Genomic DNA, 14,179 nt, shown 5'->3' with positions numbered 1-14,179 from the left:
CGCCGCTCGGCAGGGGCAAGCGGCCCGATTACCTCGGTTATGGGATTCGTGAAAAAGGGGCAAGGTCGGTATCTGCGTCATGCTCCCGACAACACCGCGGCCCGTCCGATTCGAACGACATGACGGACGAGTTCCTCGATATCGGCCAGCGTCGTGTTGAAGTTGACGATACAAACGCGCAACGCGAACTTTCCGGCGATCGTCGTATGAGACGGATAGGCGATGCCGTCCGCATGCAGCTCGTGCAGGATATGCCGATTCAGTTTCTCGAGTCGCGCTTCAGCGTCCTTCGTACCGGACGCCATCCCGGCTGGCCGAAAACGGAAGGTCGCGATGCTCAGATGCAGCGTCAGCGCGTCGAGCTCCGCGTGCCCGTCGACCCGCTCGTAAAGGGCGCGAGCAAGCAGGATGTCGTCGGTAATCATCTGCCGATAGCCGCTGCGCCCGACCAGTTGCAGGCCGAGACGGACCTTCAGCGCTCGAAACGCACGCGTCGTCTGCGGGCCGAGATCCCGGAACTGCAGCCGTTCCGGGCCGCCCAGCAAGCGCTGCTCGTCGTTTTCGGCGTAATACGGCGCGCCCTCGCGAAAAGTGTCGTATAGCAATCCGGGATCGCGCGTCAGCACGCAACCGACATCGGCCGGCATGTACATCCACTTGTGCGGATCGATCGTGACCGAGTCGGCCTCGCGCAAACCATGAATATCGTCGGGGGCCTCGGGCGAGACGGCGGCCAATCCGCCATAAGCGCCATCGACGTGGAACCACACGTTTTCGTCGCGACAGATGCGCGCGATATCGATCAGCGGATCGACCGCCCCGAGCGACGTCGTTCCCGCCGTGGCCACAACCATGACGGGCCGCTTGCCGGCGGCCCGGTCGGCGCCGATGCTTTGCTGCAGATGATCGGGCTTCATGCGGCCATGCTCGTCGACATCGATTCGACGAATATGCGACGTGCCGAGCCCGCACATCTGCGCGGCCGCGTCGATGCTGCTGTGTGCATCCGCCGTGGCGTAGAGGCAAATCGATGCCGAATGCTCGCCGCTCAGCCCGTCCGCACGCGCCTTCGGCCCCAACGCCGACTGCAATGCCAGACGCAGGGCAACCAGGTTACCGACTGATCCGCCGCTGACGAACAGCCCGCCGCAATCGGCCGGATACCCGATCAGACGCGCCATCCACTCGATAGTCTGCGCCTCCATCGCAACGGTGAGCCCCGAGGTGCCGAAGCTCGTCATCGGTGCGCTGACGGCCGACGCCAAGAAATCGGCCAGCGCGCCCATCGGGCTCGCGGCACCCATGACATAGGCCCAGAAGCGCGGATGGGACGTCGATACGGCATGCTCGCTCAACATGTCGCACGCCTGCGAAAGCACCTGCGCCGCCGGACTGGCCTGCTCCGGAAACGCTGCGCCGGAAAGCCACTGCCGGATATCGTGCGCCGTCTGCTTCGGCTTGACGGACCGGTCGGGCAAGCCCGCCATGAAGTCGGCCAGACGATCGACGAGGGTGTGGCCCAGTTCGCGGAATGCGTCGGGCTCGATACGCGCAGCAGCGCGACGCAGACCAGGAGATTGCACTCCGTCAACGGGCTGCACCTCGCGCGCATCAGGCAAGGTCTTTCTCCTGCAAGCGCGACAGCTCCGCCGTCACGCGACTGGGACCGATGGGCTGCTCGGACGGCCCATGCCCCTCCAGCCAGGTCTCGTGCATGTGATCCCATGTGACGCCGCCAGGCGCGGCGGGTTCGTTGCGAAACAACACGCTCGACATCCGCCCGGTGGTCTCGCCGAGAAAGCTGCGCCACTCGCGATACTTGACCAGAGCCACATCCTCGGTTTCCCACACGGTCGCGAATTGGTCAGTCCAGACGCGAATGTCGGGAAACGCGCCGCGCGCCCGCGACAAGCGTTCGCTCAGGCTCGCTGCGGTCTCGACCCGGCCGCTCGGGGCAATGAGCACGCTGTCGGCGGCGAATGACGATCGAAACCGCGCCACCGCCGCGGCGGCATCGTCGACGTCCCCGCGCAGCCAGCGCTCGAGGTCGCGATGGAAGCCGACCACCTCGCCCTCGCATCGCGCGACCAGGGGCGAACGCTCCGCCCCGGAGGACTGATCCGGCACGGCGGCATCGTAGTCGGCATCGAGCGGCAGGATCTCTGGAACGAAACGATCCCTGAAGCCGAACGCCACCGGCGTCGGCCCATGACGCTGAATATGCCGCAGGCGGGCCAGCCCGTCCGCGAGCGTCGGAATGTAGCCCTTGGGAACCCACCACAATGCCGTCGTGGGCCCGTCAAGACGATGAAACCATTCGGCGGCGTTCCTGAACGGCACGCCGTGACCGCTTTGGTAAACGAAACGCCGCAGGCTGTCGACCGATTCCCACAACGACATATTCAACAGCATCAACGGATCGTCGAACCCGCGAATTCCGGTGGCATCGCCCTCGGATGTCTGCAACCGCCAGACGAAGCCCGGCGAGCGCTCGGCCAGTGCGTTGATGTCCTTCAATTGCGTGACGAAGCCCTGCATCAGCGGCGTGTCCAGCGGCGCGCGCGCGTGCGAAATACTCAGTTGAGCCAAATGGTAAGCGTTATCTGTCATGGTTGCCTCATCTCGCTTCGAAGTGAGCCTGCTGGCCGGCGGAAATGGCCTGGCCCGATACCTGCAACGCCAGTTCGGCTGCGACGGCATCAGCCCCGGCCTTGATGAAGACGTCGAGGTCGGACGTGGGCAGGAAGCGCTTCATGATGGCCTCCAGCTCGGCCTTCCCTGCATCGTCCAGGCTGCGATTGCCGTTGGCGAGCCGGGCCACCGCCGCGCGATAGCACTCGATATAGGCACGCTGCGCGGCAATCATGTCGAGCGGCCTGCCCGCCTGCCCGTGCCCCGTGTAGAACAGTGCGATGTCGCCGGACAGGCGTTCGAGCGCGTCGAGGCTGCGCAGCCAGTCCGCCGTATGGCCGTCGTTCATGAAGGAATGGACGTCGTTGAAAACCATGTCGCCGACGAAGGCGACACGCGGGTGGCGTCCCACGATCCAGACGAGATCCCAGTTCGATTCGCCCGGGCCGAACTCCCTGGCCTCGAACGGCACGCCATCGAAATGCAGCACGTCGCCGTCGTGCACGAGGCGATTCGGGAACGTGCGTCGTGCCGGCCAATCGTCGCCGAACACCGGCTGCCACTTGACGGCCTTGGCATCGTCGGTACGGCGCATCGCCTCGTCGACGCCCTGCGTGGCGATGATCGGCACGTCGTCGAGACCACGGATCAGCTCGCCGACACCGTTGTAGTGATCGGGATGCCCGTGCGTGATCAGCACCGCGAGCAAGGGTTTGCGCAGCGCATCGAGCCGGTCACGCACCTGGCGCGCATCCGATACGGTCATCATGGCGTCGATGGCCACGACACCGTTCGGCAGTTCGACGAGGAACGCGTTGGTGAGAAAGGTGCGTGCACCGGAGGTGCAGGTCACCACATTGATTTCAGGCTCCTTGAAACCGGTCATTTGAAGGCTCTCTCATTAAGCGAAATCCCGCGAGACGTTCGGGACAGGAGGTTGACATGATTACCGGTCGAGCAGGACATCATCCGGCAGCCGATACGCGGACAGATCGATCGAGCGGCCCGACACGCCCGTGCGCTCGCCGCACAGGTCGACCGCCACGGCATCGCCCGCCCACAGAGCGTACTTGAAGCCGCGCCCGGAGAAACCCGTTGCCACGTAGAAGGTGCGATCGGTGTCAACGAAATCGAGATAGGGCAAGCCCGTCGGCGTGTAGGCGTCGCATCCGGTCATGCCGTGGACGATGCGCGACGCGCCCCCGTCGCCGATCGTGACGCGCGCACGGGCATGAATCTGCTCATAGACGGAACTCGGCACATCGGCCGATGTGCCGTCGATCACCTGCTCGAGCGCGGCGCGTCCGCAATGGATCATCCCGGGGCCGGCCGGACGCAGATACGCACCCGATATCTCGTCGTACATCGGCAAGGCAATCGGGTCCGGCGATTCGACGCACACGAGCGACACGGCCCGCGACACGATCGGCAGCGACGGCAGCCACGTCCTGGTGGACGCGCCGGTCGCGAGCACCAGGCGCTCGACCAGAACGCTTCCTGCGCCGAACCCTAGACGCCATCCGCCCCCCGGGGCCGCCGATATGGCAGAGAGCGCAGCGCGCTCGAGCACGGTAGCGCCGAACCGGCGCAGGCCCTCGCATAGTGCCAGCGTCGTTCCGGTCGGGTCCGCCAGGCCGCCCTTCGTATCGAGCACCGCGAGGCCCGCATGCGCATCGGGTACGAACGGCGCGTACCGGCGCAGCTCGCGCTTCGACAGGAACCGGATGCCCGACGCCACGCCGAGGTTCTCGATCACATGCTGCGCCGAAGACTGCTTGGCTGGATCGAGCAAGTAGAGCAATCCGACGTGATCGCTCGGCCGGCTCCCCGGATAGCCGAGGGCCTCCCAGTTCAGGAAGTGGTCGAGCCCGTCGGTGCACAATTGCGCGGTGAACAAGTCCGTATCGAAACCCCGGAGGATGCCGCCGCGGTACGAAGTCGCGCCGAGACTGCCCGCCAGGCCACGCTCGGCCAGCATCACGCGGCGCCCGCGCCGGGCCAGATGGTAGGCAATCGCCGAGCCGACCACGCCGGCCCCCACCACGCCGTATTCGAAGCGCATCATGCCTGCCGCGCTCCGGCCGCGAGCTTCGTCCCTTTGCCTTGCTCGTCCAGCTCGCCGAGCATGCCGAGAAAACTGGTCGGCGGTTGGTAGAAACGGGCGCTGCCCAGGATCCTGCCGAGTTCGGGCAGATCCGCCGCCACCACGCGCGGGTAGAGGTGGTGTTCGCGGTGCATCCCGCGCGGCAGCATACTGATCCACAGCCTGAGCGCGACACTCGGCATCACCGAACGCGTATTGGCGTTGAGGTCATCGGTCTTCTCGGTCCACCGATGCTCGGTCAGATCCATCAGCGTCAGGATCATCGGATAGACCGTGTACATCGGCAGCAGCCACAACAGGAGAAAGGGCCGCCAGGCATTGAAGTAGGCAATCGATGCCAGCGCCACCGCGAAGAACACCAGCTTGATGCGTCGCTCGGTCTCGGTTTCGGCATCGCCGTGAAAACGGCAGAACAGGGCACGGAGATGATTGAGATGGCCCTTGCGGGTCTCTCGCCCTTTTGACGGCACGTAGTCCTGCTTGCCCACGAACAGTTGAACGATGGAGGTGAGGCCGCTTTTCACGCACGCACGACACAACATCCAGCGCGTATACCTGCGCTCCAGATCGCCGCGCATGCGACGGCCCACATAGTTCGGATCGTCGTCGGTAAAGAGATGGATATGGTGAAACACATGCACGCGCCGCCACTGCACGAACGACCAGGCCTCGGGATGATGAAACATCACGAGATTCGAGAGCAGCGTCGCGACGGCCTTGTTCGTCCTCGGCGACCGGAACAACCCGTAATGGCTCGCGTCGTGATTGAGGATGTAGAGCGAGTGCTGGCGCCCGGCAATGAAAACGATCGCCAGCACGGTGAACGCGACATGATCGACCCAGTGTTCGAGCAGCATCGCACCCAGAATCGCGGCATAGACCTGCAGATACATGCCCACGCTGCGCCAAGGCCGGGGTTGCCCGAGACGCGTGACCCGGTTCCAGTTCGCGTCCGACAGAAATGCGCGCACCGTCTGCGGCGTCAGTGTGCTTTCCCGGAGCGGCACGGCATCGCCCGCCACTTCATTCGCCATGAGCGGCCTCGCGACGCTTGCGTCGAGCCGTAACGGTTTCGCCCACGAAGCCCCAGTTGTCCGGGTGGACTTCGTCGATCAGGACGAACGTGCTGTGCGGATCCTTGCCGAGCACATCCACCATCACGTCGGTAATCCGACGAATCACCTCGGCCTTCTTTTCGGCGGACATGTTTTCGTCGGCCAATCTCACGTTGATATAAGGCATGGTTGCAAACCCCCTCTGGTGGATCGCGGCCGGGCCCGGCGCTCGCGATGCGCGTGGAGCGCCGATCCGGCCGGCTGGGAAGATCAGGCGGGCTGGGCGTCGGCGGCCACGGTCCGGATGTGCGCGTAGAGACGGTCGCTCACGCGTGCGGCCGCGTCGAGGCGACGATTCACGCCGAGCACCATGTCCGCCATCACCGACGCATCCTCGCGCAGGATCGGCATCACGACGTGATGGAGCCATGCATATGCGTGCTCGGCGTCCACCGTGACGTGTTCGAGGTGATAGGCGAGTTGCGTGTCGGACATGCCGAGCCGCTTCCATCCCGCGATCTGATACTCGAAGCGGCCCGGAATCATGAGCTCCGTCGCCAGCATGATGCCGATCAGCTGCGTGAGCGCCGGCCGGTTCATCGCCAGGCTCAGGTACATGTTGACCAGTTCGAGCTCCTCGAGCACCAGGGGGTCGCTGTCGACCACATAGTTGTCCGCGCGCATGCCCAGGGCCTTCATGAGATCGGCGCGCATGTTGCGATGCACGCGCGCGTCCTCCGCGTGGCCCACTTCGTCCCAGTAGTTCTGCACGCACTCCATCTTGATCGAGCCGTACACGCCGGGCAGCATGAAGGCGAGGATGTCGCCGAACAGCATTTCGAGCGGCGTTTCCTGCCTGAAGAATTCCGTCATCTCTGCGAGGGAAGCGTCGTCGCGCAGATACTGGAAGATCGGATGCAGTTCGTTGGAGTGATGCGACGCGACGAGGCGGCTGACCCACTCCGGAAAATCGTCGACCGACGGAAGATCGGCAAGCGTCGACTGGTACGTCGCGCGTTCCGCCGCCTCCCAGCGCTGCTCGATCCGGTACTTGAGCGTCGCGATGAGGGGATGGTGCACGTTGACCGGCGAACCCTGCCAGGGCGTGGCCAGATGCGCCAGATTGATCGCGTAGAGGGTGCGCTGCACCTCGAGGCGCGCCGCCGGGTCGCCGTTGCCGAAGGCCTGCTCGAGCAGCCGGTCCATGCCGTCGATCAGATTGCCTTGCTCGACCGACACATTGCTCACGCCCGGTGCATAAATGAAATCGCGAACTAACTTGTGCATGCTTGATCCGTTTGGAAGATATGGCAGGCGCGCTGGCCCGAACGCCCTCGCGACGCCTGCCGGATGAGAAAGGAGGAACTGGAAATCACGCGGCGACGTGCTGCCCGGCGGATGGCACGGCCGGCTGCATCTCATGATCCGCAAGCCATTTGTCGGAAAGAAACTTGCTCATATAGTTGCGCAGCCCATCGGGCAGCACGACGACGCAATTTTTCCCGGCGCCGAGGGTGCGTGCGGCCTCCAGCGCGGCACAGACGGCGGACCCCGAAGAACCACCGCACATCAGCCCCTCTTCGCGAATCAGGCGCCGCGTCATGTCGAACGCGTCCTGATCGTTAGTCTTGATCCAGCGGTCGACCAGCCCTCGATCCAGGACGTCGGGAATGAAGTCGTAGCCGATGCCTTCGACGAGATAGGGGGCGATATGCGTGCCGCCGGCCAGAATGGATCCGACGGGATCCGCACCGACGATCTGCACGTTCGGACAGGACTCCTTGATGCGCCGCGCGACGCCCGTGATCGTGCCGCCCGTGCCGACGCCCATCACCACCATGTCTATTTGGCCGCCGAGCTCGTCGAGCATCTCCTGGGCCGTGAACCGATAGTGGGCGTCGGGATTGAATCGATTCCGGTATTGATCGAGGATGTGCGCATTGGGAATCTCGCGTTGCAGCTTGCGGGCGACCTCGATATGGCTTTCCGGGTCGTCCCATGCCACCGACGGGGTGCGCACGATTTCGGCGCCGAGCGCGGCCAGGATCGATTCCTTTTCCGCGCTCATCTTGACCGGCATGGTGATGATCACGCGATACCCCTTGACCGCTCCCGCCAGCGCGATACCGATCCCGGCATTTCCGCTGCTCGCCTCGATCAATACGTCGCCCGGCTTGATCCGCCCTTCCCGCTCGGCGGCCTCGACCATGTGCAGACCGATGCGGTCCTTGACCGAGCCGCCGGGATTGAGGAATTCGCACTTTGCATAAATATTCGCGGCAATTCCGTCGGTAATGCGGTTCAGACGAACCAACGGCGTATTGCCGATGCATTGCAGTATCGAATCGAATGGCATCGACATAGTCCCCATTTATCAATGATTTTCACTCCAAAGCGGCACACGCAGCGCGCAATTGACGTGAAGCCGCCGGCCTGCCAATGAATGACAAGCCGAAAAATTCCGCCGTGTTTTTTAATTGTACGCTGACCGTGAAACCGCCTGACTGGGCTGTCGCACTGTGCCATATCCTTGCATTTCTTCACACTACAAACTCATGTAGCGCTATTGATTTGCGCAATGCATCAATCCGACATGAAACGATGACGGGGGACGTCGTACTTTCAGAGGGAGTGGCCTGCCAATGAATGACAAACCGAAATAATCAGCTGTATTTTTACTCTGTATTTTTTATTACAGCAGACCGCGAAACCGCCTTGCCGCGTCACCTAAAAACCGCGCCATATCCCGGCACTTCGCCATACCACAAATCCTTGTAGCGTAATTGATCGGCACGCACCAATTCGACATCAATTTGATCGGGCTCATCCCCGTCCTCACCACCGCTTTCCGGCCGCCTCGCCATTCCTCACCTCCTCTGCTCCGCCGCCGGCCGCTCCCACTCCGGCGGCGCCCACAGATGCTTGACGCGCTGCGACAGCGGCCCGGGCTTCATCACGTCCTTCACCATGTCCACGAACTCGTGGAGGTTCAGCGTGATGATGTTGTTGCTGTGGACCTGGCGGACGATCCCGTAATCCACCGGCTCGACCTCCTGCGCGAACGTTCCGAACAGGCGATCGAAAACGATCAGTACCCCGCCGTAATTCTTGTCGATGTACTGCGGATTCCGGCCGTGATGCACGCGGTGGTGCGACGGCGTCACGAAGATGTACTCATACCAGGCCGGCAGCTTGCGCACGGCCTCGGTGTGCACGAAGAACTGGTAGGCCAGGTTGACGGCGTACATGGCCAGCGTGACCTCGGGGCTGACGCCGATCAGCATCAGCGGCGTGAAGAACAGCCAGTAGCCGGTGAGCGAATACAGCATGCTCTGGCGCATGGCCGTGCTCAGCGTCATGTGCTCGCCGCTGTGATGCAACACGTGCGCGCACCAGAACCAGCGCACGCGGTGGCTGGTGCGATGGAATACGTAGTAGCAGAGCTCGAGCAGAATGAAGAGCGGCACGATGGTCCACCCATTCACCGGCACATTCAGGAAACGGTGGTCATACACCCAGTGCATCGCGTACATGAAAATCAACGCGTGCACGACCAGCTCGAAGGCCTGATAGGTTGCCCCCAGGTTGAGATTGGTCAGGATGGGCATGAGCTGGCCCTTGAAGTACTTGTCCTGCCCGCGCCGCACCATGACCCGCCACTCGATGAAGAACGTACCGAGGAAAATCGGCGTCAGCGCGACCAGGATGACCTGCTTGGAATCGACCGGGAATCCGGTCCACTGCTCCAGCCATGCCAACAGCCGATTCAGGTGCATCACGATGTCTTGCATGGCCCATCCTTCGTTGCGTCGATGGTGGCCAGCTTAGCGCCCGTCCGACCCAATGGCTTGACGGCCGCGGCCAATTTTTTGACACTTGTCGCCATGACCAAGACGACGGAAATGCCGGCCACGACACCGGATGGCGCCATCCAGGGCAGCATCAGCGCCGCCTATCTGGCCGTGCTGGAGGATTACCTGCGGCCGCACGACCTGCGCGTGGCGGATGTCCCGCTCGGTGCCGCGCTACTGCGCCGCCGGGACGACGGCGCCATCGTCGTACCCGCGCAGGACTGGCGGGCCCTGCTGACCCACTTCTCGCGGCAGCTGTCACAACCGGATCTGGGCCTGCGGCTCGGGCGATCCGCGCGCCTGACCCATCTCGGCCTGCTCGGCTATTTTCTGCAATCCTGCGTGACGCTCGGCGCGGCCCTGGAGCGACTGCAGCACTACGAACGCCTCGTCAACGACATCAACCGGCTGCAGTGGCGACAGGCGTCGGGGGCCGACGGCGTCGAGGTGGCGCTGTCCTGGGGCGTGGAGCGCGGCCGGCCCGGCCCGCTGGTGGATGAGTGCGCGGTCGCCACGCTGATGCAGATCACCCGCGAAATCACCGGCCGGACGGACGCGCCCGCCGGCATCGATTTCGTCAACCCGGCGCCGGCCGATCCCGAGCCCTACCGGCGGTTCTTTCAGTGTCCGGTGCGTTTCGACCAGGCGCAGACCTGCGTCCGCTTCCCGCTGGACTGGCTGCAACTGCCGTTGCAGCATCGCGACCCGCAGTTGTTGGCCATCCTCGAGAAACAGGTCGACGAACTGCTGAAGCAACTGCCGGACGAAGATGACTTCGTGCAGCAGGTCCGTCGCCTGATGGCGCAGCGGCTGCGTCAGGGGCGCGTGACGCTGGCGGACATCGCACAGGACATGCACCTGTCCGAACGCACGCTGCACCGGCGCCTGCAGGAGGCGGACACGAACTTCCGGGCGTTGTGGGAAAGCACGCGCCAGCATCTGGCGCAGGAGTATCTACGCGATCGCCAGCTGACCCTGACGGAAATCGCCGGCCTGCTCGGCTTCTCGGAGCAGAGCGCGTTCACGCGCTCGTTCCGGCGCTGGACGGGCCAGGGCCCGAAGGCCTGGCGGTCACGACGGTCGGCTTGAGATCGCGCCGAACTTCCAGGCTGCGATCGCGAATCAGCCGACCAGGATATAGAGCAGGTTCTTCGGCAACGCACCGCCTGGACCGTTGCTGCATTGCAGTAGCAGTTGACCGGATTGGTCCTTGATGCCGGCATTGAATTTCATGATGGCCTTGCGCTCCAGACGGTCGAAGGCGTTCTCGACGAGGTTGCCGGCCTCCTCGTAAATCGGGCACATCCATTTGAAATCGGGCTTGTTGGCCCGGTGAGAGGCCAGCCGGGTGTTCAAATTGCTGGTGATGCCGATATAGAACTTGCTGTATTCCTGTTTTGCGGCAAATGACTTCAGCACCTGATGTAAATGCCCGATGACGGCGTCGTGGCTAATGACGCCCGCCTTCAGCATATATTTGTCTTGAGGCGCGATAAGCTGCAATGCCATGGTTGACCTCCGCGTGTTGTGAGGCTTCTATTGGATGTATCAGCGGTTCATCCGGATGAACACGCATAAGAATGCCCGACTCGCGTTTTCCCGTCGACTGGAAATGGTCGAACACATATGACCGGAAAGTCCCGCATATGAATCGCCGCCCGACTCACCGCTCGTAATAGATCGCCAGCCAGACAGTCGGCTCCTCCGCATGCGTCCACGCCACGCGATGCCGGCAATGCGGCTCGATCAGCACGTAGTCGCCGGGGCGCATGTCGTGCAGCGTCGCATCCTCCTCGAACTCCAGCACGGCAGCCCCCGACAACAGCACGACCCATTCGGCGCGCGAGTCGTCGTACCAGAACCCCTCCGGACTCGCGTGCCCCATCGACACGATCCGCTCCACGTTCAGGCGCTGCCCCGTGACGAGCATGTCGATCCGCTCGTCGCCGCCGCGCTTCGCTTCGACGCTGAACACGTTACCGGTTTGAAGTTCCATGGCTCGACCTCGCGTCAACCTTCGTGTGAACGACGGGAAAATATCCACTGTAGTCCGGGCGCTGCGATCGCAGCGGACTTATTTTCAAGGCCAAAACGGACCGGCTACGGTCTTCAGGCCGGGGCGCCAAGTAAGATTCGATTTGACCGGCATCCACATGTCCAGCGCAGTTTCCTGTCGGATTTCGAATCCTGCTGCGGCCCGGACGAAGTCCGGATTCGTATCGGCGTCGCGTCGTAACGCCGCGAATCGTTTAATGGCTGACAACCCCGGCATTAAGGCACACACCATGCTCGACCTGGAAGACCTTCGCGTGATTCGCGCCATCGGCGCGTCGCGTTCACTGGCATCGGCCGCGCGCCTGCTCGATCTCACGCCCCCTGCCGTCACGATTCGCCTGCAGAAAATGGAGGAGCGACTGGGCGTGCGGCTCGCGGTGCGCAAATCGAAGGGCATTTCCCTGACAGACGAAGGGCAGCGCCTGTACCAGGAAGCCCTCGACATTCTCGAGCGCGTGGAGGCGCTGCCAGTCCACATCTCCGGAGACCACGGCGAAGTACAAGGCACGCTGCGCGTCGTCGCACCGTTTGGCTTCGGTCGGAAATACGTGTCCCGGATCGTGCGCGACGTGCAGCTTGCTCATCCGAAGCTCGAAATATCGCTGCATCTGTCCGAAAGCCCATTGACCAGCGCGCCGGGAGCCGACGTGGTCGTGCACGTCGGCAACCTCAGGTCATCATCCTGGGTCGGCTATCCGCTCGCGCCGAACGAGCGATTCCTGTGCGCAAGCCCCAAGTACGCGCGCCGCATCAAGGATCTGAACCATCCGTCCGACCTCGCGCGCTACAACTGCTTATGCCTGCGGGAGAACGACGAGGACGTGCCGCGATGGCGCTTCTCTCAACCGGGCGACAACGAAAGCGACCCGCGACGCTCCGCCGTCATTCGCGTCGCAGGTGCGCTTTCGTCCAACGACGGCACCGTCATCACGGAATGGGCGCTGGCCGGGCTCGGGATCGTGGAGCGCTCCGAATGGGACGTCGCGCCATTGCTCGCGAACGGCAAGCTCGTCCGGTTGCTGCCCGACTGGCATTTGCCGTCCGCGCCCGTCACCGCGCTCTTGCCGTCGCGAACCGGCCGATCCGTGCGGCAACGGATCTTTCTCGAAGCGGCGAAGCAATTTCTCAGCCCGCCGCCCTGGCGCAACAGGGCGTGAGTCGTGCTTCGTCCCGGGTCGCTCCACGCATTAAAAAGAATTTAATGACGGATTATGCAGGCGTTAAACACAGCGCGGATCACCGAGCCTAAAGTGTTCGCATCGGCAACCTATCGAGGCAACACATCATGCACATTGAAACGCTCGACACACCGGCCGCATTGATCGACGTCGGCCGCATGCGTCACAACATCGACCGCATGCAGGCGCATCTGGACACGCTCGGGGTCAAGTTCCGGCCGCACGTGAAGACCACCAAATGCGCACACGTGGTCGACGCGCAAATCGCAGCGGGCGCGCAGGGCATCACGGTGTCGACGCTCAAGGAAGCCGAGCAGTTCTTCGCGAGCGGTATCCGGGACATCGTCTACGCGGTCGGCATGGTGCCCGCGAAACTTCGCCACGCGCTCGCGCTTCGCCGCCAAGGCTGCGACCTGAAGATCGTCGCCGACAACCTGCAGGCGGCGCAGGCAATCGCCGGCTTCGGGCGCGAGCACGGCGAATGCTTCGAAGTGTGGATCGAAGTCGACGTCGACGGTCATCGCTCGGGCATCCAGCCCGACGACACGTTGTTGATCGACGTGGGACGCGCGCTCGTCGACGGCGGAATGAAACTTGGCGGTGTGCTGGCGCACGCCGGCTCCAGCTACGAATACGACGCCCGGGAAGCCCTGGTGAAGATTGCCGAGCAGGAGCGCAGCCGCACCGTGCATGCCGCGGAGCGCCTCAGGGCTGCCCGGCTGCCCTGCCCGGTCGTGAGCATCGGATCGACGCCCACCGCGCTCTCGGCCGAGAACCTCGACGGCGTCACGGAAGTTCGGGCCGGCGTTTATGCGATGTTCGACCTCGTCATGCACAACGTGGGGGTATGCGCGCTTTCCGATATCGCGCTGTCGGTGCTGACGACCGTCATCGGGCATCAGCAGGAGAAAGGCTGGGCGATCGTCGACGCGGGCTGGATGGCCATGAGCCGCGACCGCGGCACGCAGCGTCAGAACCGGGATTTTGGTTACGGACAGGTCTGCACCGAAAACGGCGAGGTGCTCGGGGAATACGTCGTGAGCGCAGCCAACCAGGAGCACGGCATCGTGTCGCGGCTGGTCACGCCTGACACCGACATCGCGAAGCAGTTTCCCCTCGGCACCCGCCTGCGCATTCTGCCGAACCACGCGTGCGCCACCGGTGCGCAACATCCCGAATATCACGCCGTCGACGAAGACGGCGTGGTGCAGACATGGCCGCGATTCTACGGGTGGTGAGCGACGTGGCGTGATTTGCGCAGCTGCGCCGGACAGGCCCGATCGCGGCGGGCCGAACACGCATCTT

Annotated in this window: 15 protein-coding genes; 3 read left to right on the top strand and 12 right to left on the bottom strand. The window is 63.6% G+C overall.

The window, feature by feature from the left end; translation table 11 throughout:
- Positions 1–77: 77 nt before the first annotated feature.
- From HWY45_RS28325 to HWY45_RS28280, 10 genes are all read right to left on the bottom strand, one after another.
- Entirely contained in the window at positions 78–1,619 is a 1,542-nt protein-coding gene (locus HWY45_RS28325; RefSeq protein WP_196483064.1) for a pyridoxal phosphate-dependent decarboxylase family protein, read from the bottom strand.
- Positions 1,612–2,610 carry a DUF3291 domain-containing protein gene (locus HWY45_RS28320; protein ID WP_063895338.1) on the bottom strand — a complete coding sequence of 333 codons (999 nt, stop codon included), beginning with the start codon at positions 2,608–2,610 and terminating at the stop codon, positions 1,612–1,614. The genes HWY45_RS28325 and HWY45_RS28320 overlap by 8 nt, the downstream gene beginning before the upstream one ends.
- Before the next feature lie 7 nt (positions 2,611–2,617).
- Entirely contained in the window at positions 2,618–3,517 is a 900-nt protein-coding gene (locus HWY45_RS28315) for an MBL fold metallo-hydrolase (protein ID WP_059883507.1), read from the bottom strand.
- A gap of 60 nt (positions 3,518–3,577) precedes the next feature.
- The gene (locus HWY45_RS28310) at positions 3,578–4,696 is read right to left on the bottom strand and encodes an NAD(P)/FAD-dependent oxidoreductase (RefSeq protein WP_059883509.1); all 1,119 of its coding nucleotides are present in this window, start codon (positions 4,694–4,696) and stop codon (positions 3,578–3,580) included.
- Positions 4,693–5,769 (bottom strand): fatty acid desaturase family protein, encoded by a 1,077-nt coding sequence (locus tag HWY45_RS28305; RefSeq protein WP_059883511.1) that lies wholly within the window; start codon positions 5,767–5,769, stop codon positions 4,693–4,695. The genes HWY45_RS28310 and HWY45_RS28305 overlap by 4 nt, the downstream gene beginning before the upstream one ends.
- Positions 5,759–5,977 carry a tautomerase family protein gene (locus HWY45_RS28300; protein ID WP_059564179.1) on the bottom strand — a complete coding sequence of 73 codons (219 nt, stop codon included), beginning with the start codon at positions 5,975–5,977 and terminating at the stop codon, positions 5,759–5,761. Before HWY45_RS28300 ends, HWY45_RS28305 begins: the two co-directional genes overlap by 11 nt.
- An 83-nt stretch (positions 5,978–6,060) precedes the next feature.
- Positions 6,061–7,077, bottom strand: a complete 1,017-nt coding sequence (locus tag HWY45_RS28295) for an iron-containing redox enzyme family protein (RefSeq protein ID WP_059883513.1) — start codon at positions 7,075–7,077, stop codon at positions 6,061–6,063.
- An 85-nt stretch (positions 7,078–7,162) separates the two neighbouring features.
- Positions 7,163–8,146, bottom strand: coding sequence for a pyridoxal-phosphate dependent enzyme (locus HWY45_RS28290; RefSeq protein WP_059883639.1), 984 nt, complete (start codon positions 8,144–8,146; stop codon positions 7,163–7,165).
- 367 nt (positions 8,147–8,513) lie between these two features.
- On the bottom strand, positions 8,514–8,654 hold the full coding sequence (locus HWY45_RS28285; protein ID WP_155629812.1) for a hypothetical protein: 141 nt from the start codon (positions 8,652–8,654) through the stop codon (positions 8,514–8,516).
- 3 nt (positions 8,655–8,657) lie between these two features.
- Positions 8,658–9,581, bottom strand: a complete 924-nt coding sequence (locus tag HWY45_RS28280; RefSeq protein ID WP_059807547.1) for a sterol desaturase family protein — start codon at positions 9,579–9,581, stop codon at positions 8,658–8,660.
- Between the two features lie 93 nt (positions 9,582–9,674).
- Here HWY45_RS28280 and HWY45_RS28275 point away from each other — a divergent pair, with 93 nt between their 5' ends.
- Positions 9,675–10,730, top strand: coding sequence for an AraC family transcriptional regulator (locus HWY45_RS28275; RefSeq protein WP_059883515.1), 1,056 nt, complete (start codon positions 9,675–9,677; stop codon positions 10,728–10,730).
- Between the two features lie 33 nt (positions 10,731–10,763).
- Here the strand turns inward: HWY45_RS28275 and HWY45_RS28270 are convergent, their stop codons facing one another.
- Positions 10,764–11,150 (bottom strand): GIY-YIG nuclease family protein, encoded by a 387-nt coding sequence (locus HWY45_RS28270; RefSeq protein WP_059883517.1) that lies wholly within the window; start codon positions 11,148–11,150, stop codon positions 10,764–10,766.
- Positions 11,151–11,304: 154 nt separating this feature from the next.
- Complete coding sequence (locus HWY45_RS28265; protein ID WP_059564184.1) at positions 11,305–11,637, bottom strand: cupin domain-containing protein; 333 nt, start codon at positions 11,635–11,637, stop codon at positions 11,305–11,307.
- Positions 11,638–11,893: 256 nt separating this feature from the next.
- Between HWY45_RS28265 and HWY45_RS28260 the strand changes: the two genes are divergently transcribed.
- Together HWY45_RS28260 and HWY45_RS28255 are read left to right on the top strand one after the other, a co-directional pair.
- Complete coding sequence (locus tag HWY45_RS28260) at positions 11,894–12,853, top strand: LysR family transcriptional regulator (RefSeq protein WP_081069832.1); 960 nt, start codon at positions 11,894–11,896, stop codon at positions 12,851–12,853.
- A 128-nt stretch (positions 12,854–12,981) separates the two neighbouring features.
- Entirely contained in the window at positions 12,982–14,112 is a 1,131-nt protein-coding gene (locus HWY45_RS28255) for a DSD1 family PLP-dependent enzyme (protein WP_059883521.1), read from the top strand.
- Positions 14,113–14,179 lie beyond the last annotated feature (67 nt).

Origin of the sequence: Burkholderia stagnalis (genome assembly GCF_902830275.1) — a bacterium.
Classification (GTDB): domain Bacteria; phylum Pseudomonadota; class Gammaproteobacteria; order Burkholderiales; family Burkholderiaceae; genus Burkholderia; species Burkholderia stagnalis.
This window is presented reverse-complemented; position numbering and strand designations above follow the sequence as displayed.